The sequence below is a fragment of the Selenomonadales bacterium 4137-cl genome (genome assembly GCA_032334055.1).
Lineage (GTDB): Bacteria > Bacillota > Negativicutes > Sporomusales > UBA7701 > Anaeroselena > Anaeroselena agilis.
Genome location: JAUOZS010000001.1, coordinates 2,550,778 through 2,574,959, shown reverse-complemented (window position 1 = coordinate 2,574,959; position 24,182 = coordinate 2,550,778). Strand labels below are relative to the sequence as shown.

The window sequence follows — 24,182 nt, the reverse complement described above, 5'->3', positions numbered from 1 at the left end:
ACTTTTTAGGAGGACTTAGATATGGAACTTTTTAACGCGTTCGCGGTCGCGCTGCATGCCGTCTGGGCGGACAGCGGCTTCACGGGCTTCACCGGCGGCAACGCCATCATGATGATCGTGGGTCTCGTCCTGCTCTACCTGGCGTTCGCCAAGGGGTTCGAGCCGCTGCTGCTGTCGCCGATCGCCTTCGGCTGCATCCTCGCCAACCTGCCGAAAACGGGGTTCCTTGAGGAGCATGGCGTCATGCAGCTCATCAGCTACGGCATCCAGTACGAAATCTTTCCGCCCCTGATCTTCCTGGGGGTCGGGGCGATGACCGACTTCGGCCCGATGCTGGCCAACCCGTCGACGCTGCTGCTTGGCGCCGCCGCCCAGTTCGGCGTGTTCGTGGCGCTCGGCGGCGCTATGGCGCTGGGCTTCAACGTTCAGGAAGCGGCCGCCATCGGCATCATCGGCGGCGCGGACGGCCCGACCGCCATTTACCTGTCCGTCAAGCTGGCCCCGCATCTGCTGGGAGCCATCGCGGTCGCAGCGTACTCCTACATGTCGCTCGTGCCGCTCATCCAGCCGCCGATCATGAAGCTGCTGACGACTAAGAAAGAGCGCGCGGTCGTCATGGATCAGCTGCGCCCGGTCTCGAAGTTCGAAAAGCTGGCCTTCCCGGTCGTCGCTACTGCTGTCATCAGCCTGTTGCTGCCGCCGATCGCCGCGTTGATGGGCATGCTGATGCTCGGCAACCTCTTCCGCGAGTCGGGAGTCACCGACCGGCTGTCGGACACGGCGCAGAACGCTCTCATCAACATCGTCACCATCTTCCTGGCCACCGGCACCGGTCTGACCATGTCGGCGGAGAACTTCCGAAACTACAAGACCATCCTGATCATTTGCCTCGGCCTGTTGGCCTTCGCCGGCGGCACGGCGGCCGGCGTTCTGCTGGGCAAAGTGTTCTACATCGTTTCCGGCGGCAAAGTCAACCCGCTGATCGGCTCCGCCGGCGTGTCGGCCGTACCGATGGCGGCCCGCGTTACCCAGGTGGTCGGCCAGAAGGCCAACCCTGCCAATTTCCTGCTGATGCACGCCATGGGGCCAAACGTGGCCGGCGTTATCGGCACCGCGGTCGCCGCCGGCACCATGCTGGCGATGCTGAAGTAACATCCCTCCGGGTTTCCGGGTCGATACGCAGGCGTAGTCGCCTGCGTATCCGGCCGTCAATTTTTGGAATTGCGCAACAGTTGTCGTCCCAAGTTCCCCCTGACGGCTATGCGTTAAGGAGGTGAGGCGAGGCGTCGTTTCCGGTTGCTTTGGCATCATCGGCTATTAGAGAGAGAAATGTGGGGAGGTAAAAACAGAATGACACCTGCAGTGAAAGCGCTTATTGTCCTTGGGGTCGTCGCGCTGTTATTCGTCACCGAGGCGATCCCGCTGGCCGTGACGGCTATGTCCGGGGCCATTGCCATGGGTCTCCTGGGGATTATCCCGGTCAAAACCGTATTTTCCGGCCTGTCCAACTCCACGGTTGTACTGTTCGCCGGCATGTTCGTCATCGGCGCCGCTATGTTCCACACCGGTCTTGCGCAAAAAATCGGCACGACCGTCGTCCGCTTCACCGGCACCAGCGAGAACGGGCTGCTGTTCGGCACCATGCTGATCGCCGCGGTGCTGTCGTCGGTGACCTCCAACACCGGCACCACCGCGGCCCTGCTGCCCGTCGTGCTCGGCATCTGCCAGGTCGCCAAGATTCCTGCCTCGCGCCAACTTATGCCGCTGGCGTTCGGCGCCGGTCTCGGCGGCATCATCACCCTCGTCGGCACGCCGCCGAACATCATCGTCGCCGGCGCCCTCAAGAACGCCGGCTTCCAGCCGTTCGGCTTTTTCGAGTTCGCCTGGATCGGCATTCCCCTCACCGTCGTTGGCATCATCTACATGATGTTTATCGGCAAATACCTGCTGCCCAAGGCTGAACTGTCCGCTGACGCCGCCGTTGATGCCGAGGCCGCCAAGGAAGCCACCGCCAGCTCGGCAGATCCGAAGAAGATGTGGATCGCCGGCCTGATCCTTCTGGGCGTGGTCGTCGCCATGGCTCTCGGTCTCAAGTGGCTGCCGCTGGAAGTCGCCGCCATCATCGGCGCCATCCTGGCCGTGCTGACGGGCTGCCTCAAAGAAAAGCAAGCCTATCAGGGCATCGACTGGGTGACCATCTTCCTGTTCGCCGGCATGATGCCGATCGCCTCCGCCATCGACAAGAGCGGCGCCGGCAAGATGATCGCCGACGCCGTGGTGGGCGCCATGGGCGGCGCTCCGAGCCCCCTGCTCATTACCGCCGTGCTCTTCATTCTTTCCGCGGGTCTGACCCAGTTCATGTCCAACACCGCCTGCACCGCGCTGCTGGCACCGATTGGCATTTCGATCGCCAAGGGCCTCGGCGCCAGCCCGCACGCCGTGTTGATGGCCATCGCGGTCGCCGCCTCCTGCGCCTTCGCGACGCCGGTCGGCACGCCGCCTAACACCATCGTACTCGGCCCCGGCGGCTACAAGTTCATGGACTATGTCAAAGCCGGCACCGGTCTCATGGTAGTTTGTTTCATTGTGTCGCTGATCGTTATTCCCCTGGTGTGGCCGTTCTTCCCGAAATAACAGCATGCGAGAAACCGCCGGCAGGATTCCTCCGGCGGTTTCTTGTCGTCCGTACGGTTATTCACACGCAATGAGCGCCGTGGCCCAGCTTGTCGTACAATTTCCGCCACACCTGCTGCTCCTCGGCTTCCTCGCAGATGCCGATTATCATCTCGTTGTCGGTGACGGTTATCGGGATGGGCGAGAAAATCTTGTTCAGACGGGCGATGAGGGGACGATGCCCGGGGGCGGTGTTTTCGAGATTGAATCTGTAAACGGCCATTGTCGCTGTCCTCCTTTCCGGTTTTGTCTGTCGCGCGCGCTTCCGCAGAAACAACACTCCGATCGTGTTTCCCATGGAAACGTTAAAGATTAAAAAAATATACTGTATTTATTTATATTATAGTGCTTGGTGGAAACATTAGTCAATACCGCTGCGATAATGTTTCCCAAAGAATTGCAGTTAACGCTCCCTCACTCCCGCCGATTTTCCGCCAGGTTGTATTCAGCCGGCGGAGCCGGTGCGCGGGGGCCTGAGTTTCCGCAGATCAAAGGCCAGGTCGAAGAGACCGGCGAGCAGCAGCAGCTGGGTGAGCAGTTCATGGCTGAACAGCAACGTGACAAGGACTATCGACGCCCAACGTGGAAGTGAGTACTTCCGGGCGAGATGGGCGAAGCCGGCCAGGCCCTGGATAAGGAGCAGGGAATTGGTGGCCAGTTGCAGGTTGAGGCCGAGGTTGTAAACCAGGGCGATGTTCTTGGCCTGACCGTAGTAGGAAGCGAGCAAGGCCGCGCCGTAAGCGATCACCAGCCATCCCGGCATCGTCCACCGCCTCAGCGGCGGAAACGAGGCGATGGGGTGCTCCAGCCGGGCCAGTACCACTCTGGCCACGGCGAGATTGATGTAGGAGAAGATCAGGGCGCTGACGGCGAATCCGGCCGGATAGACGATGAGATAAAGCCTGGTGATGGCGTCGATTTTGTCCGCGTACTGCGCCGACACCGGGCCGCCGGGCCGGGAATGGGCGAGAGCCCACTCCATGCCTTTCCTGACCGCGGACGCCTGCATGTCGATAATATTAACGCCCATTAAATGGAGGCCGATGAGAAAGCCGGCGGCGATCGAAAGCATCGCGGCGACCGCGCCGAGGAGGAGTGTTTTCAGCGGGGAATAGCCGGAGCGCAGGCAGTGTCCCATTGTTATGCCGCTTATACCGAAGCTGACGATCATGATTATCGCATGAAGGGGATTCAGCAAAACGGCGGAGAAGAGGGCGGTGGCCAGTGTCGACAAAATGCTCCACCTTATCCCGTGGCGCACGCCCAAAAGGGCTATCGGCAGAGGCAGGATAAACACCAGTACAAGTCCGGCGACGGGCATATAGAAGCTGATTGACCCTAATACGACGGTGATCGCGGTAAGGAGCCCGCTTTCGACGAGAGGTTTGACGCTGACGGTGGCGCTCATATTTTCACCCTAGTCTGTCTTTATTTGCCGATTGTGCGGATGTCCGCCAGATGGCGTCCGGCATGCGTTCCGAAGAACGCATGCCGGACGGTAAAGGCATCTTAAAATGCGAACCGGTTACTTGGGCTGCAGTTCGCTCTTACGTTGCAGATAGCGCCGTTTTCCTTCTGCGAACAGTTCTTTCTCCTGTTCGGTGTTTACTTCCAGCGACGGCACCTTTTTCGGATGCTGATGCTCGTCCAGCGCGACCATGACGAAGTAACAGGTCAGTAACGGCGTGGAGTCTATCCCGTTGTCGAGATACAGGTCAACCTTTACTTCCATGGAAGTTTCGCCGACGAAGGTCAAATAGGCATGGCCGGTAACCAGTGAGCCGTAATGAAGCGGCTGCAGGAAAAGTATTTCTTCGACCCTGATCGCGGTTACGTCCGCGCCGGCATGCTTCTGGGCGACTTTATGGGCCGCGTTGTAGAGCATCTGCATTATTTCCCCGGCCCGGACGCGTCCGGCCGGCTTTGTCCGCGACGAGACCATGACCTTGGAAAAACGGTGATCTGAGTAATTTACTGTTTTAGACACTGAAATTCCCCCCACAACAAAAATAGTAGCCTGGTATATTTTATATCTATATAGGGACATTATTCGCTATGTCCGGTTGACTCACCTTCCAGGCGGCGGGCAACTTGACCGGTTATGCGGGGGCGTCGCAAGAATAATACCACTCGACAGGAGGAACGCTCTGAAATGGTTCGCGAGAAATCGTCATGGGGCAGGGAGCAAGCGGTTATCGGGGCCGCGGCCCTGGCCGCCCTGCTGGCCTGGATGGCGTACGAAATAAAGATGTACCTTTCCACTGGGGCAGGTCCGGGGGCGATCATTTATATCCTGGGCTTCCTCGGACTATTTGTTTGGCGATACGCATTCCGCTATACTTATATTGCAAGCGCGGACGAGGTTGCCGTTGTCACGGAAGGTCTTGGGCTGGAACGAAGGTTTGCCGTAAACGCCAGCGAAGTCGAAGGCTTCGCCGTCAAGTACAATAAGAAAGCGCTCAAGGGGCGGGGAATTAACAAGTTTATTTACCGGTACTCCGCGCTGGATCCTAACCCTGTCCGCATATTGCTTTTCAGACGCGACGGCAAGCTCCAGGGGGTGCTCTTCAAGGGCAGCGAAGAGTTCTTCCGCAGCCTGCAGGAGCTTATGCCGGGGAAAAATATCAATCTTGCTGAAGACGGGAGATAAGAGATGCACGAACCGCAAGCCGAGATGGTAATCGCCGCATTTTTCGCCGGTCTGGTGATAATATATGCGTTCGCCTGCGCTATCGGCGAAGAAAACAAGGCGAGATGGTTTAAGAAGCGCGAGCAGAAAGGGATTTTCAACCGGCGGGGCTTCCTGGGGGATAAATGGCACTTCGGGCACCCGCGCACCTGGCAGGGAGTTGCTGTCATGGTCGCCATGTACGCCCTGATAATTGTCGTCGGTTATATAATAATATTCGTGATTTAGGAAAATAAGGCATTCGGCCGCGGCAAGCCGCACCGCCGCAGCGTATTCCCGGCTATTCAGGCCGGGAATTTCTCTTTTCGCCACAAATGGGTGGCAAGGAGAGCGATAATTTGCTATTATTTAAAAAGATGATGACATTATAGCCGGGCAAAGAAAAGAGGCGGAAGGCATCATGGATATGGCGGGTCTTTCCCGGAATATGGAGAATATATTAGCCCGGAAGAGTAATTAATAGAGAACAATAGCGATGCTACCCGGTATGACCATTAGACCGGAAGGGAATTGGGTGACAACCATGAGTATGAAGCAGGAAGGTATCGTCATCAGCTCCGACGGCGAGATGGCCAGGGTGAGAACCAGCCGTCACAACGACTGTGAGAATTGCGGCGCTTGCCCCGGCAATGACGCTCTTGTTCTCGACGTCCGCAATCCGCTCGGGGCGAAGCCTGGGCAACTGGTTATGATCGAGGTGCAGGAAGTCGGCTTCCTCAAGTCGGCCTTCATCGTGTATATCCTGCCGCTGATCGCCATGGCCCTGGGGGCGATGGCCGGCGGTTATGCCGCCGACAGGCTGGCGCAGGAGCCGCTGTGGTTTCAGATTGGCGGCGCCGCGGCGGCCTTTGTCGCATCGGTGGGTTATATAAGATTTTTCGATAAGAGTGCCAGCGCAAACAAAAACATGCAGCCGGTGATTATCCAGATCTTGTCGTAGCGATGCCGGCAACGAAGGGGTGATAGTATGGCAAAAAGCTTTCGGGGTGGCGTCCATCCCGACGACCGCAAGCGGTTGACGGCGGCCAAGGCCATCGAAGTGGCGCCGCTGCCCGAAAAGGTCGTAATTCCCACCAGGCAGCATATTGGGGCTCCCTGCACGCCAGTCGTCAAGGTGGGGGATCTGGTGAAGAAGGGCCAGGTTATCGCGGAGGCCCAGGCGTTCGTATCCAGCCCGGTGCACGCTTCCCTCTCCGGCAAGGTGGTGGAGATAGCCGATTATCCGCACCCGGTCTTCGGGTTCTGTCCGTCGGTGGTCATCGAGAGCGACGGGGCGGACGAATGGGTGGAGGGGTTGCCGCTGAGCCGCGACTGGCGGGCGCTCGAAGCCGACGCCCTCAAGGATATCGTCCGCCAGGCAGGCATTGTCGGCATGGGCGGCGCGACGTTCCCTACCCATGTCAAACTGGCGCCCCCGCCCGAGAAACCGATCGACGCTTTCATCCTCAACGGCGCCGAATGTGAACCGTATCTCACCGCCGACCACCGGGTGATGCTGGAAGCGACCGAGAAGGTCGTTACCGGCATGCGCATCGTCATGAAGCTGCTGGGAGTGGCCAAAGGGTTCATCGGCATCGAAGAGAACAAACCCGACGCGATCGCCGCGATGGTGGCCGCCACCAAAGGGACGGGCATCACGGTGGTGCCGCTCAAGACGAAGTATCCCCAGGGAGCGGAGAAAACGCTGATCAAGGTGATTCTGGACCGCGAGGTCCCGTCCGGCGGCCTGCCGATGGACGTGGGGGCGGTCGTCCAGAACGTGGGCACGATGGTGGCTGTGGCCGACGCGGTTGTCAGCGGCCTGCCGCTCGTCGAGCGGGTGGCGACCGTGACCGGCGGCGCGATCGCCGAGCCTAAGAATCTGCTGCTGCGCGTCGGGACGACCTTCGCGCAGGCGGTCGAGCTGTGCGGCGGCTTCGCCGCGCCGCCGGCGAAGCTGATCATGGGCGGACCGATGATGGGTATGGCCCAGTGCCGCCTCGACGTCCCGGTGATCAAAGGCACGTCGGGCATTTTGGCTTTGTCCGCCGCCGATGTGAACGCCGGCGAGGAACGGTCGTGCATCCGGTGCGGCCGGTGCGTGGACGCCTGCCCGATGGGGCTGGTGCCCAGCATGCTCAGCATCCTCGGTCAGCGCGGCAATTTCCAGATGGCCAAGGAAGAGTACGACCTGCTCGATTGCGTGGAGTGCGGCTCGTGCGTTTATGTCTGCCCGGCCAAGCGCAACATCGTCCATTACGTCAAATACCTTAAAGCCCAGAACGCGGCGGCAGCCGCGAAGAAATAGGAGGTATGCGGTATGAGCGCTGAAGCTAAAATGGAAATCGGCCAACTGACCGTTTCCGCGTCGCCGCATATCCGCTGCGACGAATCGATCAGCAAGATCATGTGGACGGTCAACGCCACGCTGGCTCCGGCCGCCCTCTTCTCCGTCTACCGGTTCGGCGTCAAGGCTCTCGTCACGATGCTCATCTGTATCGCGGCCGCGGTGGTCACAGAGTATCTCATTCAGAAGTGGCAGAACAAACCGGTGACCGTCAACGACGGCAGCGCCTTCCTGACCGGCCTGCTGCTGGCGATGAACATCCCGTCGACCGTTCCCTGGTATATGCCGCTGTTCGGCTCGGTCGTGGCGATCGCCGTGGCCAAGCATACGATGGGCGGCCTCGGCTACAACATCTTCAACCCGGCGCTGGTCGGCAGGGCCGTCCTGCTCGCGTCCTGGCCGGTGGCCATGACCACCTGGCCGGAGATGGCCAGCAAGGTGGACGGCGTGACCTCGGCGACCCCGCTCGGCATCCTCAAGCTCCAGGGCTATGAAAAGCTGGTGGCGGTGTTCGGCGACAAGATGGAGATGTACAAGTCGCTTTTCATCGGCACCCGCAGCGGCAGCATGGGTGAAACCTCGGCCTTATTGCTCATTATCGGCGGCGCTTACCTTATCTACCGCGGTTATATCAACTGGCGCGTCCCCGTGTTCATGATCGGCACCGTCGGCGTCCTTACCTGGGCCTTCGGCGGCCATGCCGGCCTGTTCAGCGGCGACCCCGTCCTCAACATGATGTCGGGCGGCCTGATTCTCGGCGCTTTTTACATGGCCACCGACATGGTCACTATTCCCATAACGAGCAACGGGCAGGTCGCGTTCGCCGTGGGCGCCGGCTGCCTTACCGTGCTCATCCGGCTGCTGGGCGGCTATCCCGAAGGCGTCTGCTACGCCATCCTGCTGATGAACTCCGTGACGCCGCTCATCGACCGCTGGCTAAAACCCGCCAAATTCGGCGCAAGGAGGTAGACAGCATGGCGCACGGACATGACGACAAAAACAACAGCATTGTCAGTATCGCCTTGAACCTGGCCATCACCTGCTTCATCTCGGGCGTTATCATCGCCGGGACCTTCATCATAACGGAACCGGCCGCCGAAGCCCAGCGCGACAAGGCGAAAAACGACGCCATGAAGGAGCTGGTGAGGGACGCCGAAAGCTTCAAGCCTGTGGACGGCAAGACAGGCTGGTACGCCGGCATGAAGGGCGGCAAGGTGGTCGCTTATGTGGTGCCCGCTCAGGGCAAAGGATACGGCGGCGTCATCCAGATGCTGGCCGCGGTGGAGCCCGACGGCAAGACCCTCGGCTTTAAGGTGCTCAAACACGCCGAGACCCCCGGCCTCGGCGACAAGATGACCGAGCCGAAGTTCCGAAACCAGTTCACCGGCAAAACCGCCAAGGACATGGAAGTGGTCAAGGTTCCCACCGACAAGAACATTCAGGCCCTGACCGGCGCGACCATTACTTCCCGGGCCGTCACCGGCGGCATCCGGGCAGCGGCTGAAGCGGTCGCCGCTTACGCGGCCGGCCAGAAGAAGTGAGGTGAGCGGAATGAATTATTGGGAGATATTCAAAAAAGGCATCTTTGAGATGAACCCCATCTTCCGCCTCGCGCTGAGCCTTTGCCCGGCCCTGGCGGTCACCTCCAACGTTTTCAACGCTCTCGGCATGGGATTTGTGGTAATGTTCGTTATTACCACAAACAATGTGGTCGTTTCCCTGGTGCGAAATTTCGTTAACCCCAAAGTGCGCGTGCCGGTATTCATCACCATTATCGCCACGATCGTCACCCTGACCCAGTTGATCCTCGAAGCTTATTTCCCGGCGGTCAACAAGGAGCTCGGCCTGTATCTCGAACTGGTTGTGGTTTTTGCCATTATTCTTGCGCGGGCGGAAGTGTTCGCCGCGAAGAACAATGTCGTGCCGGCCTTCTTCGACGGTCTAGGGATGGGCGCCGGGTTCGCCGTGGCGATGGTCGCCATAGGCGCTGTCCGCGAGATACTGGGCCCGGGCACCTTTCTTGGCTACCCGGTGCTGCCCGCCAGCTATAACGGCCCGATGATAATGATCCTGGCGCCTGGCGCCTTCCTCGTCATCGGCCTGATGATCGGCATGTTCAACGTTATCGGCGAATACCAGGAAAAACAGGCCGTGCGCAAACGCCAAGCGGCAACGGTAGAGCTCGCCGTGCAAAGGAGTGAAGCCTGATGGCGGAATATTTCACGCTGTTCATGGGAGCGGTCATCGTCAACAACTTCGTGCTGACCCGCTTCCTGGGGCTGTGTATCTTCTTCGGGGTCTCCAAGAGCCTGAGCGCCTCAGTCGGCATGGGCATGGCGGTTTCCTCCATCCTGACCGTCTCCTCGGCGCTGGCCTGGGTGGTCTATAATTACGTGCTTGTACCCAATAACCTCGTTTTTCTGAAAATCGTCGTTTTCGTCATCCTCATCGCCGGCTTCGTGCAGTTTCTGGAGATCGTCATCAAGCGTTTCTCGCCGACCCTGTACGATATGTGGGGCATCTACCTCGTACTGATCGCCACTAACTGCGTCGTCCTGGGGGTACCGCTCATCAACGCTACCGAAGGTTTCGACTTCATGAAGAGTGTCGTCAATGCCTTCGGCTCGGGCGTGGGGTTCGCGGTCGCGATTATCCTGATGGCCAGCCTGCGGGAAAAGCTCCAGATCGCCGATGTCCCCAAGTCGCTCCAGGGACTGGGCATCGCTTTCATACTGGCCGGGATGCTCGCCCTTTCCTTCCTGGGCTTCTCGGGCATGATTCCGCTGTAGGCGAGCGGGAAAGGACGGAATAAAAATGGAACACGCGATAATTATTGTTGTGATACTGACCGGTCTGGGAGCGGTGTTCGGGCTCATCCTGGCTTACGCTAACAAGAAACTGGCGCTGGAGGTCAACCCGCTGATCCACGTGGTCGAGGACGTCCTGCCCAAGGGTCAGTGCGGCGCCTGCGGCTTTGCCGGCTGCATGGCTTACGCCGAGGCGGTGGTTACGAGACCGGAAGTGGCGCCTAACCTCTGTATACCGGGGAAAGACCCTGTCGCCAAAATGGTCGCCGAGCTGACCGGCAAGGCGGCGGAGGCGGTCGAACCGCGCATCGCTCAGGTTAGGTGCGCCGGTTCGAACGAAAAGGCGACCCGCGGCTTCAAATACGCGGGGGTCAGCGACTGCGTGGCCGCCAATCTGATGTTCGGCGGCGATAAGACCTGCAAGTACGGCTGCCTGGGTCTCGGCACTTGCGCCAGCAATTGCCCGTTCGACGCCATTTCGATGAGCGAGGCCGGGCTGCCGGTTATCGACCCCGAGAAATGCACCGGCTGCGGTAAATGCGAGACGGTGTGCCCCAAAAAGGTGATCGCCATGATGCCGCTCACCGCCCGTGTGCGGGTCAACTGTAACTCGCGCGACAAGGGCCAAGTGGCCCGCAAGGCCTGCAGTTCGGCCTGTATCGCCTGCACGCTGTGTGTGCGCGAGTGTCCTTACCAGGCTGTAAAGGTGGAGAATAACCTGGCAGTGGTCGATCCCTCCGTGTGTGTGGCCAACAACTGTACCGACGCCAAATGCCTCGCAAAATGCCCGACCAAGGCCATCCGGCCGGCGGTGTTGGGCATCGTGCCGGGCGCCGAGGATCAGGCCGCGGTCGAGCGCGCCTGCCCGTCGTGCATTAAGACGAATACCGCTGCCGGTTAGGGCGGCGGGCACATAAAAAGGAGGAGACGAGAGTCTCCTCCTTTTTATGTGGCGATTTTGTGAATCCACGCTGCCGGCAGAACCATTCACGACGATTTTACATATTATGTTACTGATGAGGACTATAATCAAAAGGAGGTTTCGCCGTGAGATATCGCAAACGGTTCTATCCGCCGGAGATCGACGACTGGTGCGACTGCGGCTTCGGCGACGAGCGGCAGATTTTCGTCGGCGCGTGTTATCCTTCATGCTGCCCCAACCCGAACTGTTACCCGCGTTACTGTGAGCCGAGCACCAACTATGCCACCTGTTGTCCCAACCCCAACAGCAAATACAACGCCGCCTACTACTACCCTGAGCAAGCCACCGGGTGCACTCCCGGGGGATCGAATTGCCGTCCATACGGCTGCAACCCGCGGGTATGCAACCCGCGCGAGTGCAGCCCGCGCAGCTGCAGCCCGCGGACCTGCAGACCGGCCGATTGACAGAGGTATGTCAGGCTTATGTCAGGCTTTTAAGCCGCGCGAACACGAACAAAGGAGAAGACCGGCCGTCTTCTCCTTTTGCTTGCCCCGTATGTGACCTCGGTTGCCTGGGCGGGGTAGCCGTAAGTTATTCGCCGGCAAAGCTCCCAGGCTAGTGGATCAGGCGTTTTTCCATCAGCCTGAGCGGCGCCGGTAGAACGAGGGCGCCGATGAGGGCGAGGAGGCCGACGTGGACCCACAGGCCGGCGGCGGCCTGGCCGAGGGCGAGGGCCCGGCAGGCCTCGACGCTGTGGTAAAGGGGGTTTATGTAGTTGACAGTTTGTACCCAGGCGGGCAGGGAGCCGACCGGAAAGAACAGGCCGCCGAAGAGGAAGAATGGCAAGATGGCCAGGGTGATGTAGTAGTTGAGATAGTCGATGTTGCTGATGAAGGCGGTGTACCACATGGCGAGGGCGGCGAAGACCATGCCCTGGACGGCGAGAACGAGAGGAATAGCCAGGGCCTGCGGAGAGCGGATGAGGCCGAGGGTGGCGACGACGGCGAGGATTACGGTGCCGAATACGGCGCTTTTCAGGGTGCCGTACAGCATTTCGCCGAGAATCACGTCGCGGGCGGTGACCGGGCCGGCGAGCATCGCCAGGAAGGTTTTCTGGTAGTGGAGGCGGACGAAGGTGCCGTAGGAGCATTCGAAGGTGGCGGCGTACATGGCCGACAGGGTCACCATGCCGGGAGCGAGGAACTCGAGGTAGCTCATGCCGCCGATGTCCTGTACGAGGGAGCCCATGCCGAAGCCGAACGCCGCAAGGTAAAGAAGCGGTTCGATGACGTTGAACATCGCGCTGTGCTGCCAGGTGCGGCTGAAGACCCGCAGGTGGCGGTTCAGGACTCTAAGCGCACCCATCAGTCGTCTTCTCCTTTGCCGGTGAGTTTGAGGAACACGTCCTCGAGGTTCGCCGGGCGCAGCAAACAGGCGTGGGGCGGCAGGCCCCAACCGCCGAGGCGGCCCCACAGTTCTTCGCCGTCGGCGGCGTAGAGGAAGAGGCCGTCGACGACCTGGAGAACTTCCCCGCCGGCGGCGGCTACTTTATCGGCCAGCCCCGCCGGCACCTGCTCCAGGGGCACGAGCACTTCGATTGCCCAGGGCAGGGTGTGGCGCTCGATGAGCTGGCGCGGGCTGCCTTCGGCGAGGATGGTTCCTTCGTGCATGACGAGGAGACGGTCGCACAGTTGGGTTGCCTCCTCCATGTAGTGGGTGGTGAGGATGAGGGTCACGCCTTCGGTTTTGAGGGTACGGAGCTTTTGCCAGACCAGATGGCGGGCCTGGGGGTCAAGGCCGGTGGTCGGCTCGTCGAGGACCACCAGGCGGGGGCGGTTTATAAGGGCGCGGGCGATGACCAGGCGCCTTTTGAGGCCGCCGGACAGCTCCTCCACCCGGGCGTTCGTCTTATCTTCAAGGCCCATGAAGGCCAGCAGTTCGCGGGCTCTATCCGCGGCCTCGCGGCGACGCAGGCCGAACAGGCCGCCGTAGACCATGAGATTTTCGACGACGCTCAGGTCGGGGTCGAGATTGTCCTCCTGGGGGACTACGCCGATAAGGCTTTTGATGTCGGGCGGCGTTAGGCGGACTGGGCGGCCGAAGACGGTGAGTCGGCCTTCGTCGACGGTGGACAGGCCGTAGATCATCCTCATGGTGGTCGATTTGCCGGCGCCGTTGTGGCCGAGGAAGCCGCAGCATTCGCCTTCGCGGATGGCGAAAGAGACGCCTTTGAGCGCCCTGAGTTCGCCGTAGGTTTTGCCGAGGTTTTCGGCGGTGACGACGTTGGCCATAAGGAGCCCTCCGAGTCGGGCCGGCAGGCTGCCGGCCAGGTTCGAGAGCATTATACCACCGCCGGCGGGGAAATGCAAAATCTGGCTGTGCGGGGGAAACGAAAAAAAGCCCGCACGCGGGGTGCGGGCTGCGGCTTTATATCTTTTTCGCCGGCGTGGCGACAAGGTGTTTTATCTGGTCTCGCCAAACGTAGTAGCCGGCTTCGGAGAGGTGGAGGCCGTCGTCGGTGTATTTAGCCGGCAGGCGGCCGTCGGGGCCGGTGAAGGCCGGGGTGAGATCGATGTAGGGCATTTTCTGCTCGGCGGCCAGCTTACGGATTTCGACGTTGAGGGCGGCGATGTTGACGTTGTTGCGCAAGGCGCGGGCCGGAAACAGTTTGTCGTTGAAGGGCAGCACGCTTTGGACGTAAATCCGGGTGTTGGGCAGCTCGCGGCGGAAGCGGCCGAGAATAGTGCGGTAGTTGGCGATGATATCGGGTATTTTGCGGTTATAGCAAAGGTCGTTGGTGCCGATCATCAGAAAGATCTGCGACGGCTTAAGGTCGATGACCTGGTCGAGGCGCCTGAGCAGTCCGCGGGTGGAGTCGCCGCCGATGCCGCGATTTTCCACCGGCGAGTCAGGGAAGAGTTTGCCCCAGTCGCCGCCGTAGGTGATGCTGTCGCCGAGGAAGACGACCGGACGGGCGGGCGAGGGGTCGACAGTGAAGTACAGTTCGCGGATGCGGTAGTGGATGCTCATGTATGGAGGGTCGTCGGGCTGGCGGACAAGGCTGTCGGCCCAGGCGTTGATCGCCGTCGCGCCCTGTTTAGCCACGACGCCCAGCGGCATCCAGAGGTTAAGGGCCACCGCCGCGATGGCGAGCAGCAAAGCGGAAAGGACAATTCTCTTCATCGGTCAGCCTCCTTACGGTGGGGAGCAAAAGCGCGGATTAAGTCGTATTTCGCCGCCGCAGGCGGCATTCCTCCCGTCCCGATTATATGCAAAGCAAATTAGCGGTGTGCCGCAACGGACGTTACCATTTGCAGGCCGGGGTCATTTACTATACAATATGGGAAGAAAGACGGGACAGGGTGGGGAAGATGAGGCTGACCAGGGCTGACAAATGGCTTATCGGCATACTGCTGGCCGCCGCCGCGGGCGGTATCGGCCTCAACCTGGCATTGCTTTCGACGACCGGCGCGCAGGAAGCCCGGGTTTACCGGGAAGGGAAACTGGTCCGGTCGATCAGGCTGCGGGCAGGGTATCACGAGGAGCTAAGGCTGGGCGGCGCGGAACGTTATAATCTCGTCGTGGCCGACAACGGCCGGGTGAAGATCGCCGCGGCCGACTGCCCCGATCAGCTCTGCGTGCGCACCGGCTGGGTGAGTGTAGCCCCGCAGCAGATCGTCTGCCTGCCGAATCGGGTGGTTGTCAAGATTGTCTCGACTGAGCCGCCCGATGTCGACGATATCACGAAGTGAGGGGGCGGCCGATTATGACTGATACGCGTCGCCTCGTAACGCTTGGGCTTTTCGTCGCGATCGCCGGGGTGCTGCACGCCGTCGAGGCGTGGCTGCCACTGCCGGTGCCTGTTCCCGGAGTTAAGCTCGGCCTCGCGAATATCGTTTCGCTGGCCGTCATCGACCTTTACGGCTGGCGGGAAGCGCTTGTCGTGGCCGCGGCGCGGGTCGTCCTCGGCTCGCTGCTGGGCGGCGCTTTTCTCGGGCCGTCCTTTGCTCTTGGCATCAGCGGCGCGGCGGCCAGCACCCTGGCGATGGCCTACGCTCATTCGCGCTGGCGGCCTTCGTTGTCGCTGGTCGGCGTGAGTGTCCTGGGCGCCGCCGTCCACAACATCGCCCAGATAACCGCCGCTGCTCTGCTGGTGGCGAGCGCCGCCGTCTTCTGGTACCTGCCCTACCTCCTGCTGTTCGCGCTGCCGACCGGCCTGGCCACAGGCTTCACCGCCGCCTATTTTCTGGCGAAGCTGTCCCGCGCCGGCGGCTAGAAAACTTCTTTACGTCTGCAAGGATTTAGCGCATTCCCTGTAGAAGATACACAGGATACCAGAATGCTTTGTGATCGCGGGAGGTCGTATCATGAGAAACGTACCCGGGAAAAGCCTTGGGTTGGTTGCTCTTTTTCTCGCTCTTGGCGCGATTATCGGCGGCATTATCGGCGAGATTATCGCCGGTTTTCCTCTCGGCGGCGTTACCCCGTTCCTGGTGAAGACCTATCCTGTTTTCGACCTGGCCCCTGCGACGGTCAATCTGTATGTCGTCAAATTCGTCGTCGGCCTGTCCTTCCATCCCAACCTCATCAGCCTGTTGGGGATGGTTGGGGCGTATTTCCTGGTCCGGCGGTTTAGCTAACAGTCTTTATCGTCTACAAGGAGGATTTAATGGCGATTATCCTCGCATCCGCCTCGCCGCGGCGGGAAGAACTCCTGCGGCAGGTAGGCTGCGCGTTCACCGTTATCACCAGCGGAGTCGAAGAGGACAACGACCGGGGACTGCCCCCGGTCGAACTGGCTGTCGCTCATGCCCTCGCCAAAGCCCGCGACGTGGCGGCCAAGGCGGGGCCGGGCGAGACCGTAGTCGGCGCCGATACGATCGTCGTTCTTGACGGCCGGGTGTACGGCAAGCCCCGCGACATTGCCGATGCCCGCCGCATGCTGGATGAGCTGGCCGGCAGGGAGCATCAGGTTATAACCGGCGTGGCGGTGGTGAAGGGCGATAAGGCCTGGACCGATTTTGCCGTCACCGCCGTTCGCTTTCGCGATTACGGCCCTGAGACGATCGAGCGCTATCTGTCCGGCGGCGAACCGCTCGGCAAGGCCGGGGCCTATGCCATCCAGGGCGCGGGCGCGCTGCTCGTCGAAGGCATCACCGGCTGCTACGCCAACGTGGTGGGGCTGCCGCTGGTGATGCTCGACAAGCTGCTCAGCCGCGCGGTGGGAGTTGGGTTGTTATGAACGTCAAGGAGACCGCCAGACCGTTGACGGTCAAGGAGCTGCCGGCGGCCGAGCGGCCCCGCGAGCTGCTCCTGGCCAAGGGGCCGGCGGCGCTGTCGAATGCCGGGCTGCTGGCGATTCTGCTTCGCACCGGGACGACGAAGGAGTCGGTGCTCCGCCTGGCCGAGCAACTGCTGGCGAAGCACGGCGGCCTGAGCGGTCTGGGCGGCCTTTCTCCCCAGGAGATGAGCCGTCTTAAAGGTATCGGGCCGGCCAAGGCGGTGACGGTGGTCGCGGCGGTCGAGCTGGGCAAGCGGATGGCGGCTTTGGCCGCCGGCGAGCGGCCGGTGGTCCGGTCGCCCCAGGATGCCGCCGAACTGATGCTGCCCAGGCTGCGGTACGAGAAAAAGGAACTGTTCATCGCCCTTCTGCTATCGACAAAAAACCACGTTCTGGCGTCTCCGACCCTGGCGGTCGGCACGCTCAGCGCCTCGGTGGTCGACCCGCGGGAGCTTTTCCGCGCGGCGATCAATCATAACGCCGCCTCCGTAATCCTCGTCCATAACCACCCCAGCGGCGATCCCACCCCCAGCGCGGACGACATCGCCCTGACCCGTAAAATGACCGAAGCCGGCCGCCTGCTTGACATTTCCGTTCTTGACCATTTGATTATCGGTGATGGCAAGTATGTAAGCCTAAAAGAAAAGGGAATACTATAACAGCTTTGTTTTCATCGCCAACGAAAGGGGTTATCATTCAGATGAATATATTCGGATCACTATCCCGCGACATGGGGATTGACCTCGGCACCGCCAACACCCTTGTGCATGTGAAAGGCAAGGGCATCGTGCTCAACGAGCCGTCGGTCGTGGCGATCCAGCGCGATACCGGCGAGGTTCTGGCCGTCGGGGAAGAGGCCAAGCAGATGATCGGGCGGACGCCCGGCAACATCGTGGCCATCAGGCCGCTCAAAGACGGCGTCATCGCCGACTTCGACGTCACCCAGGCGATGCTCAAATATTTTATCCGCAAGGCGATGTCCTCCCAGTCGATGATCCGGCCGCGGGTCATCGTCGGCGTGCCGTCAGGCGTCACCGAGGTGGAGAAGCGGGCCGTCATCGACGCCACCATCCAGGCCGGGGCCCGCGAGGCCTATCTCATCGAGGAGCCGATGGCGGCGGCCATTGGGGCCGGCCTGCCCGTCCACGAGCCGACCGGCAACATGGTCGTGGATATCGGCGGCGGTACCACCGAGGTGGCCGTAATTTCCCTCGGCGGAATTGTGGCCAGCCGCTCCATCCGTATCGGCGGCGATGAGATGGACGAGGCGATCGTCCAGTATATCAAGCGTACTTACAACCTCATGATCGGCGAGCGGACCGCCGAAGAGGTGAAGATAAAAATCGGCTCGGCCGTGCCCCCCGCCGAGGACGAGTCGTACGAGATCCGCGGCCGTGACCTCGTCACCGGGCTGCCGAAGACCCTGACCATCAGGGCCCACGAGGTGCAGCGCGCCCTGAGCGAGCCGGTCTACGGCATCCTCGAGGCGGTGAAGGTGACGCTGGAAAAGACACCGCCCGAGCTTGCGGCCGACATCATGGACCGCGGCATCATCATGACCGGCGGCGGCTCGCTGCTCCGCGGCCTCGACCGGCTGCTCAGCAAGGAAACGGGCATGCCCGTCAACATCGCCGAGGACCCGCTGACCTGCGTGGGCGTCGGGACCGGCAAGGCGCTGGAGAGTATCGATCTTTTGAAACGCGTGCTGATGATGCCGAAGAAGTTCGGCTGATGGCCACGCATTGATTTGCTTTTGATTAGGAGAGGAAGCTAGTGCGTTTTTTGAACAAGAAGGCGGTCATTCTTGCGGTTGCTGTGCTAACCGTCTTTTTGCTTGCGCTTTCCGCGGCCCGCGGCAAATATAACTTTTACTGGAGCGAACGCATCGTCACCGTTGTCCTGGCGCCGGTGGAGTACGTCGTTTCCAAGGTCGGCTATTCCGTTCGCCACGCCGGCGCGTCCGCCGGCGATCTTTTCAGCGTCTATCGCGATAACCGGGCGCTTCGGGAAGAGGTCGAGAATCTTCGCCAGGAACTCGTCGCCAATACCGAGATCGCGGCCGAGAACGCCCGCCTCAAGGTGCTGCTCGATTACCGCAAGGCCGCGCCCCAGTTCGATACCGTCGTCGCCGCCGTCGTCGCCCGCGACCCGGCGGCCTGGACCAATGTCATCATCATCAATCGCGGCACCGCCCAGGGCGTGGCCAAGGATATGGCGGTCGTCACCCCCCAGGGGCTGGTGGGCAGCGTAGTACAGGCCTACAACAACTCCGCCAAGGTGCAGCTCATCCTCGATCCCCGCAGCGCTGTGGGCGCCCTCGTACAGCGGCCCGAATCGCGGGTGGCGGCGATTGTCGAGGGCAACCCCGCCAAGCCGCTCGCGCCGAAGATGATCAACCTCGCCCGCGACGCCGACATTATCAAGGGCGACAAGGTTATCACCTCCGGGTTCGGCGGCATCTACCCCAAGGGCATTCTCGTCGGCGAGGTCACCGATGTCGTCAATGAGGAGGGCGGGCTGCTAAAATATGCTGTCTTGAAGCCGGCGGCCGATTTTGATAGACTAGAGGAGGTAGCGGTAATCGTCCGCTCCCGCGAGCCGGTCACGGCAGCGCCCGGCTCCGTTCCGGTCCGACCGGCGCCGAAGGGGGCGGGCCAATGAGGCCGCTCGTCTGGGGACTAATCATAGTAGTCACGCTTGTTATCCAGGCCACCCTGCTGCCGCTGATCACCGCGGGCGGCGTGCGCCCCGATTTGCTGCTGCTCGTCGTCGTATCCGCCGGGCTGCTGCTCGGCCGCGATCAAGGGGTGGGGATGGGGTTTTTCGCCGGTCTCCTCCAGGACCTGGCGTCAGGCAACATTTTCGGCGCCAGCATCCTGTCGAAGACGGCTGTCGGCTACATAGCCGGCCACATGGAGCGCAAGGTTTTCAAGGAAAAGATTCTTTTACCGCTGATGGCCGTTTTGATCGCCACCGTTATCAATAACACCGTCATGATCGTTTTGCTGGTTTCCCTCGGGTTCAAGGTGGACGTGCCCACCGCCGTGGACAACACCCTGTTTGTGCTTGGCTACAACGCCGTGCTGGCCATCCCGGTGCACCAGATCATTTACCGGGTGGCCAAGAGTGAGCTTCCCGACCCGAACGGCTAGAAAAGATTTTTCCAGAGGGAGAGGGTTCTGCTTTGCTGGCCAAACGCTTTGCCCACCGGCTCGATGTTCTCGGGCTGATTGTCATCCTCGTCTTCGTCGCGCTGGTTACCCGGCTGGGCTATCTGCAGGTGGTGCAAGGCAGCTATTACGGTCGGCTGGCCGACGGCAACCGAATAAAGCTTATCCCGATAATGGCTCCCCGCGGCACGTTTTACGACCGGAACGGGGTGCCGCTTGTTTCTAACCGCCCGGGATTCACCGTGACCCTCGTGCCGTTGTCCGGCCCTATTCCTGACGATGTCGTCAACAAGCTGGCCGGCATCCTCGGCATGGATCCGGCCGAGATCAAGGCCAAGGTCGATAAGCATAAGGATTCCTTCGATCCCATCCGCATCAAATCAGACATCGGACCCGACATCGTTACCCGCATCGAGGAGCGCCGCCGGGAGATGCCCGGCGTTGTTATCGAGATCCAGCCGGTCCGCAATTATATCAACAACGAGTTGGGCGCGCATATTTTCGGCTACGTGAGCGAGATAAGCGAGGCCGAACTTAAAAAGCTCAAGCCAGACGGCTATAAGACGGGCGACATTATCGGCAAGTTCGGCTTGGAGAAGGTTTACGACAAAGAGATCCGCGGTACCGCCGGCGGCGGCCAGGTTGAGGTCGACGTCAACGGCCGGGCCGTTCAGGTGCTGGGTAAGAAAGAGGCTATTCCCGGCAACAACCTGGTGACGACCATCGACTACCGTATCCAGAAGGCGGCCGAAAAGGCGATCGACGAACATCTTATTTATTTGCAGACCAAGCTGGGCAACCCGAACGCCAAGGCTGCGGCGGCGGTCGTCATGAATCCCAGGACGGGCGAGATACTGGCGATGGTCAGCCGGCCGGCCTTCAACCCCAACCTCTTCAACGGCGGCATCTCGTCCAAGGAATGGAAAAAAATCAACGAAAACCCCTTCCATCCGATGGACAACAGGGCCATTTCCGGCGAATACTCCCCCGGTTCGACCTTCAAGATTGTCACCGGCGCGGCCGCCCTGGAACTCGGCAAGGTGACGCCCGAGGAAAAGATCTTCGATTCCGGCACCCACTGGATCATCCCCAAGGGCAACGCTATGGGCGAGGCTCTGGGCTGGATAGACTTCAAGGAAGCGTTGACCAAGTCGGACAACGTATATTTCTATGAGATGGGCAACCGCCTGGGCATCGACAATCTTGAGAAATACGCCCGCATGTTCGGCCTCGGCGCCTTCACCGGCATCAACCTGCCGGGCGAGTCCGACGGCCTGGTCGCCAACCGCCGTTATAAAGAGAAGGTCTACGGCGAGGACTGGTACTTATCGGAAACGTTCGACGCCGCCATCGGCCAGGGTTTTCAGCTCGCGACGCCGCTGCAGATGGCTGTGGTGATGAGCGAGATAGCCAACGGCGGCCACCGCTACCGCCCCTATCTCGTAAGCAAGATCGCCGCCCCCGGCGGCAAGGTCGTCAAGCAGTTCGACCCGGAGGAGACAGGTAGAATCCAGCTTTCCGACAGCACCCTGAAATTGATCCGCGACGCTTTGCACGACGTAAGCCGTGAAGGCGGCACCGCCGGCTATGTTTTTACCGACTTCCCCATATCGATGGCCAGCAAGACGGGTACGGCCGAAAACTCCCACGGGGACGACCACGGCTGGTTCGTGGCCTACGCGCCGTTCGAGGACCCGCGCGTCGTCGTGGCCGTCATCGTCGAGCAGGGCGGCTTCGGCTCGGACGCCGCGGCGCCGATCGCCAGGAAAATCTTCGAGGCGGCGTTCAACCTGAACCAGAAGCCGGACGAGAGCGGGCGGATATATAAGCCGAAAACCGCATTGTAATAACAAGAAAAGGACGCCATTTGGCGTCCTTTTCTTGTTATTACCCCGCTCTTACATCGACCTTCGTGTCATAGAAGGTGCTGCCCGCCGCCCGGTCGGTCAGGCGCTGGGAGGTAAGGGCGTTGACGGTGCGGTCGCCGGGGGCGTCCTTGATCCACCACACGCCTTCGGCCACCGCCACTCCGGTCGGGACACCGGGCGTCACGGCGAGGATGAAGGCGACCTCGCCGCGGTTGTTGAAGGCCACGACACGCTGGCCGTCGGACAGGCCCCGCGCGGCGGCGTCGGCCGGGCTGAGCTTGAGGGTCATGCTCTGGCCGTCCAGGAGGTCGGCACGTTCGCAGAACGAGGAATTGAGCATTATCGGCGTGGGGGCGGTCATCAGCCACAGGGGGGCGTCGTCGCCGTGGGGCGGGAGGTAGCGCGGCAGCGGCTCGGGGTCGGCCGGGTTGAGGAGTTCGATCTTGCCCGAGGCCGTTCCGAAGGTCAGCTTGGCGTCCGGCGGCAGCGGCAGCTCGACCGCCTGGCCGTCCCTGAGCGCCGCGAGGTCGGTCTGCGCCAGCCACGGTGTAGGCTGGGCCAGCAGTTCGTCGATGAGGTCGTCGGCGCTGCGGGCGAATACTTCGTCGTTAAAGCCCATGGCAGAAGCCAGCAGCCGGAAGACGTCCCAGTTTGCCTTCGCTTCGCCGACCGGCGCGATCACCGGGTATGCCCGCTGGACGCAGTAATGTCCGTAGGCGCGGTAGATGTCGCTGTGTTCCAGGGAGGTGGTGGCCGGCAGGATGATGTCGGCGTAGCGGGCGGTATCGGTCATGAACCGTTCGTGGACGACGGTGAACAGGTCCTCGCGGGCCAGGCCGGCCAGCACTTTGTTCTGGTCGGGGGTGATGGCGGCGGGGTTGGAATGGTATACGTACAGGCTCATGACCGGCGGGGCGAGCTCTGTCAGTGCGTCGCCCAGTTTATTCATGTTGACGATGCGGGTGGGGGCGGTGATGAAGTCTTCCCTGGTCACAGCCGTCGTGTCGAAGGCGCCGCCGGTGGCAATGCTGGCGAGCAGGCCGCCGCCCCGCTTCGCCCATGCGCCCGCAAGGGCGGGCAGGCAGGCCACGGCCCTTACCGTCATCGACCCGTTGCCGTAGCGGCACAGGCCGCTGCCGAGGCGGATGAGTGGCGCTTTGGCGGCCGCGTAGCCGCGGGCCAGCTCTTCGATGACCTCCGCCGGCAGCCCGGTGAGGGCGCTTACGGCCGCGGGCGGGTAGGAGGGGAGGATGCGGCCGGCGAACTCGTCATAGCCGTGAACGTATTTTTCGATGAACGCTTTATCGACCAAACCGTCGCGGACCATGACATGCATTATCCCCAAGGCGAGGGCGGCGTCGGCGCCCGGCCGGGTGAGGAAGACGCGGTCGGCGAAGCGGGCGGTGGGCGTTTCGTAGGTGTCGATCAGCCAGACGCGGGCGCCGCGCTTTTGAGCTTCGCGCACGTTGCGGAGAAAATGGATGTTGGTGGCGACGGCGTTGAGGCTCCAGAGGATGATGAGATCGCTGTCCTTCGCCTCGTCAGGGTGCATGGCGAGCGTATTGCCCATCACCGCTTTCCAGCCGACATCCTTGGAAGAGGAGCAGATTGTCCGCTCCAGCCGCGCGGCTCCCAGGCGGTGGAAGAAGGCGTGGCCGGCGTTGCGCTGCACGAGCCCCATGGTGCCGGCGTAGGAATAGGGGAGGATGGCCTCGGCGCCGTGGGCGGCGATGATCGCGCGCCATTGTCCGGCGATGCGGTCGATGGCCTCCGGCCAGGATATCGGCCGGAATTCGCCCGAGCCCTTGGGACCGGTGCGCAGCAGGGGACGGGTGAGGCGGTCCGGCGAGTTGACGGTCCGCTCGTAATGGGTCATCTTCGGGCAGAGCGCGCCGCGGGTGAAAGGATGGGCCGAATCGCCGGCCACGGCGGTCGCCCGGCCGTTTTCGACCGTGACCAGGAGGCCGCAGGTGTCGGGGCAGTCGTACGGGCAGACAGAGCGTTTTATCTTAGTTTCCATAATATCTCTCCCGTTGCTTTGTTATCTATCACTTTAATCTTACCATGTCGGGGCAAAGGGGACAATCGTGACGGCGGACGGTTTGGACGGATTATTTGCCGCAGGTGGGAGTTATTGGCAGGAGAAACGGCGTTGGGCGAGAAAAATCATATCAAGGCCGATTGGTGGCCGGAAGACAAGTGAAAGGCGGCATGACCATGCGCGGAACAACAGTGAAGTCCAACCTGCGTTCTGTCCGCTATGATGCCGAAACCAGGGTTCTTGAGGTGGAGTTTCACGCCGGCGGCGTGCGCGAGTACCGCGATGTTCCCCTTGTGGTATACGAATCGCTTATGACCGCCGTTTCCCGCGACGAGTATTTCGAAAAGCATATCCGTTTCCGCTTCCGTCATCGCCATATTTTCAAGATTTAGCGGCGATTTCGGC

The 24,182-nt window shown here is 61.3% G+C and carries 29 protein-coding genes; 22 read left to right on the top strand and 7 right to left on the bottom strand.

Going from position 1 to position 24,182, the window contains the following annotated elements:
* Positions 1 to 21: 21 nt before the first annotated feature.
* Positions 22 to 1,152 (top strand): sodium ion-translocating decarboxylase subunit beta, encoded by a 1,131-nt coding sequence (locus tag Q4T40_13615; protein MDT8902287.1) that lies wholly within the window; start codon positions 22 to 24, stop codon positions 1,150 to 1,152.
* Positions 1,153 to 1,350: 198 nt separating this feature from the next.
* Entirely contained in the window at positions 1,351 to 2,634 is a 1,284-nt protein-coding gene (locus Q4T40_13610) for an SLC13 family permease (GenBank protein ID MDT8902286.1), read from the top strand.
* 61 nt (positions 2,635 to 2,695) lie between these two features.
* On the opposite strand, the gene Q4T40_13605 is transcribed toward Q4T40_13610, so the two are convergent.
* The 3 genes from Q4T40_13605 to Q4T40_13595 all read right to left on the bottom strand — a co-directional run bounded on the left by Q4T40_13605 (position 2,696) and on the right by Q4T40_13595 (position 4,660).
* Complete coding sequence (locus Q4T40_13605) at positions 2,696 to 2,896, bottom strand: hypothetical protein (protein MDT8902285.1); 201 nt, start codon at positions 2,894 to 2,896, stop codon at positions 2,696 to 2,698.
* Between the two features lie 222 nt (positions 2,897 to 3,118).
* Positions 3,119 to 4,081: a YybS family protein gene (locus tag Q4T40_13600; GenBank protein MDT8902284.1), complete on the bottom strand. Its 963-nt coding sequence runs from the start codon at positions 4,079 to 4,081 to the stop codon at positions 3,119 to 3,121.
* A 117-nt stretch (positions 4,082 to 4,198) separates the two neighbouring features.
* Positions 4,199 to 4,660 carry a hotdog domain-containing protein gene (locus Q4T40_13595; GenBank protein ID MDT8902283.1) on the bottom strand — a complete coding sequence of 154 codons (462 nt, stop codon included), beginning with the start codon at positions 4,658 to 4,660 and terminating at the stop codon, positions 4,199 to 4,201.
* A 165-nt stretch (positions 4,661 to 4,825) separates the two neighbouring features.
* Here Q4T40_13595 and Q4T40_13590 point away from each other — a divergent pair, with 165 nt between their 5' ends.
* The 10 genes from Q4T40_13590 to Q4T40_13545 all read left to right on the top strand — a co-directional run bounded on the left by Q4T40_13590 (position 4,826) and on the right by Q4T40_13545 (position 11,881).
* Positions 4,826 to 5,323, top strand: coding sequence for a hypothetical protein (locus tag Q4T40_13590; GenBank protein ID MDT8902282.1), 498 nt, complete (start codon positions 4,826 to 4,828; stop codon positions 5,321 to 5,323).
* A gap of 3 nt (positions 5,324 to 5,326) precedes the next feature.
* Positions 5,327 to 5,590, top strand: coding sequence for a hypothetical protein (locus Q4T40_13585; protein MDT8902281.1), 264 nt, complete (start codon positions 5,327 to 5,329; stop codon positions 5,588 to 5,590).
* A gap of 295 nt (positions 5,591 to 5,885) precedes the next feature.
* Positions 5,886 to 6,302 (top strand): SoxR reducing system RseC family protein, encoded by a 417-nt coding sequence (locus Q4T40_13580; protein MDT8902280.1) that lies wholly within the window; start codon positions 5,886 to 5,888, stop codon positions 6,300 to 6,302.
* A 27-nt stretch (positions 6,303 to 6,329) separates the two neighbouring features.
* Complete coding sequence (rsxC, locus tag Q4T40_13575) at positions 6,330 to 7,649, top strand: electron transport complex subunit RsxC (protein ID MDT8902279.1); 1,320 nt, start codon at positions 6,330 to 6,332, stop codon at positions 7,647 to 7,649.
* 12 nt (positions 7,650 to 7,661) lie between these two features.
* A complete protein-coding gene (locus tag Q4T40_13570) occupies positions 7,662 to 8,657 on the top strand; it encodes an RnfABCDGE type electron transport complex subunit D (GenBank protein ID MDT8902278.1) in 996 nt (331 codons plus the stop codon).
* Positions 8,658 to 8,662: 5 nt separating this feature from the next.
* Positions 8,663 to 9,229 carry an RnfABCDGE type electron transport complex subunit G gene (locus Q4T40_13565; GenBank protein ID MDT8902277.1) on the top strand — a complete coding sequence of 189 codons (567 nt, stop codon included), beginning with the start codon at positions 8,663 to 8,665 and terminating at the stop codon, positions 9,227 to 9,229.
* Positions 9,230 to 9,239: 10 nt separating this feature from the next.
* On the top strand, positions 9,240 to 9,896 hold the full coding sequence (locus Q4T40_13560) for an electron transport complex subunit E (GenBank protein MDT8902276.1): 657 nt from the start codon (positions 9,240 to 9,242) through the stop codon (positions 9,894 to 9,896).
* Positions 9,896 to 10,477 carry an Rnf-Nqr domain containing protein gene (locus tag Q4T40_13555; protein MDT8902275.1) on the top strand — a complete coding sequence of 194 codons (582 nt, stop codon included), beginning with the start codon at positions 9,896 to 9,898 and terminating at the stop codon, positions 10,475 to 10,477. Before Q4T40_13560 ends, Q4T40_13555 begins: the two co-directional genes overlap by 1 nt.
* Before the next feature lie 25 nt (positions 10,478 to 10,502).
* On the top strand, positions 10,503 to 11,396 hold the full coding sequence (locus tag Q4T40_13550) for a Fe-S cluster domain-containing protein (protein MDT8902274.1): 894 nt from the start codon (positions 10,503 to 10,505) through the stop codon (positions 11,394 to 11,396).
* A gap of 146 nt (positions 11,397 to 11,542) precedes the next feature.
* On the top strand, positions 11,543 to 11,881 hold the full coding sequence (locus Q4T40_13545) for a hypothetical protein (GenBank protein MDT8902273.1): 339 nt from the start codon (positions 11,543 to 11,545) through the stop codon (positions 11,879 to 11,881).
* A gap of 151 nt (positions 11,882 to 12,032) precedes the next feature.
* On the opposite strand, the gene Q4T40_13540 is transcribed toward Q4T40_13545, so the two are convergent.
* The 3 genes from Q4T40_13540 to Q4T40_13530 all read right to left on the bottom strand — a co-directional run bounded on the left by Q4T40_13540 (position 12,033) and on the right by Q4T40_13530 (position 14,600).
* Complete coding sequence (locus tag Q4T40_13540) at positions 12,033 to 12,782, bottom strand: ABC transporter permease (protein MDT8902272.1); 750 nt, start codon at positions 12,780 to 12,782, stop codon at positions 12,033 to 12,035.
* A complete protein-coding gene (locus Q4T40_13535; protein ID MDT8902271.1) occupies positions 12,782 to 13,708 on the bottom strand; it encodes an ABC transporter ATP-binding protein in 927 nt (308 codons plus the stop codon). The genes Q4T40_13540 and Q4T40_13535 overlap by 1 nt, the downstream gene beginning before the upstream one ends.
* Positions 13,709 to 13,844: 136 nt before the next feature.
* Positions 13,845 to 14,600: an SGNH/GDSL hydrolase family protein gene (locus Q4T40_13530; GenBank protein ID MDT8902270.1), complete on the bottom strand. Its 756-nt coding sequence runs from the start codon at positions 14,598 to 14,600 to the stop codon at positions 13,845 to 13,847.
* 188 nt (positions 14,601 to 14,788) lie between these two features.
* On the opposite strand from Q4T40_13530, the gene Q4T40_13525 reads away from it, so the two are divergent.
* From Q4T40_13525 to mrdA, 9 genes are all read left to right on the top strand, one after another.
* On the top strand, positions 14,789 to 15,169 hold the full coding sequence (locus tag Q4T40_13525; GenBank protein MDT8902269.1) for a NusG domain II-containing protein: 381 nt from the start codon (positions 14,789 to 14,791) through the stop codon (positions 15,167 to 15,169).
* 14 nt (positions 15,170 to 15,183) lie between these two features.
* A complete protein-coding gene (locus Q4T40_13520; GenBank protein MDT8902268.1) occupies positions 15,184 to 15,693 on the top strand; it encodes a Gx transporter family protein in 510 nt (169 codons plus the stop codon).
* Between the two features lie 91 nt (positions 15,694 to 15,784).
* Positions 15,785 to 16,057 carry a DUF4321 domain-containing protein gene (locus Q4T40_13515; protein MDT8902267.1) on the top strand — a complete coding sequence of 91 codons (273 nt, stop codon included), beginning with the start codon at positions 15,785 to 15,787 and terminating at the stop codon, positions 16,055 to 16,057.
* 29 nt (positions 16,058 to 16,086) lie between these two features.
* On the top strand, positions 16,087 to 16,659 hold the full coding sequence (locus Q4T40_13510; protein MDT8902266.1) for a Maf family protein: 573 nt from the start codon (positions 16,087 to 16,089) through the stop codon (positions 16,657 to 16,659).
* On the top strand, positions 16,656 to 17,357 hold the full coding sequence (gene radC, locus Q4T40_13505; GenBank protein MDT8902265.1) for a DNA repair protein RadC: 702 nt from the start codon (positions 16,656 to 16,658) through the stop codon (positions 17,355 to 17,357). Before Q4T40_13510 ends, radC begins: the two co-directional genes overlap by 4 nt.
* A gap of 41 nt (positions 17,358 to 17,398) precedes the next feature.
* Positions 17,399 to 18,430, top strand: a complete 1,032-nt coding sequence (locus tag Q4T40_13500) for a rod shape-determining protein (protein ID MDT8902264.1) — start codon at positions 17,399 to 17,401, stop codon at positions 18,428 to 18,430.
* A gap of 41 nt (positions 18,431 to 18,471) precedes the next feature.
* Positions 18,472 to 19,359 (top strand): rod shape-determining protein MreC, encoded by an 888-nt coding sequence (gene mreC / locus Q4T40_13495; GenBank protein ID MDT8902263.1) that lies wholly within the window; start codon positions 18,472 to 18,474, stop codon positions 19,357 to 19,359.
* Positions 19,356 to 19,850, top strand: coding sequence for a rod shape-determining protein MreD (gene mreD, locus Q4T40_13490; GenBank protein MDT8902262.1), 495 nt, complete (start codon positions 19,356 to 19,358; stop codon positions 19,848 to 19,850). The genes mreC and mreD overlap by 4 nt, the downstream gene beginning before the upstream one ends.
* Positions 19,851 to 19,882: 32 nt before the next feature.
* Positions 19,883 to 21,715 (top strand): penicillin-binding protein 2, encoded by a 1,833-nt coding sequence (gene mrdA, locus Q4T40_13485; protein MDT8902261.1) that lies wholly within the window; start codon positions 19,883 to 19,885, stop codon positions 21,713 to 21,715.
* Between the two features lie 40 nt (positions 21,716 to 21,755).
* Here the strand turns inward: mrdA and Q4T40_13480 are convergent, their stop codons facing one another.
* The gene (locus Q4T40_13480; GenBank protein ID MDT8902260.1) at positions 21,756 to 23,756 is read right to left on the bottom strand and encodes a molybdopterin-dependent oxidoreductase; all 2,001 of its coding nucleotides are present in this window, start codon (positions 23,754 to 23,756) and stop codon (positions 21,756 to 21,758) included.
* A gap of 197 nt (positions 23,757 to 23,953) precedes the next feature.
* Here Q4T40_13480 and Q4T40_13475 point away from each other — a divergent pair, with 197 nt between their 5' ends.
* Positions 23,954 to 24,169: a KTSC domain-containing protein gene (locus Q4T40_13475; GenBank protein MDT8902259.1), complete on the top strand. Its 216-nt coding sequence runs from the start codon at positions 23,954 to 23,956 to the stop codon at positions 24,167 to 24,169.
* Positions 24,170 to 24,182 lie beyond the last annotated feature (13 nt).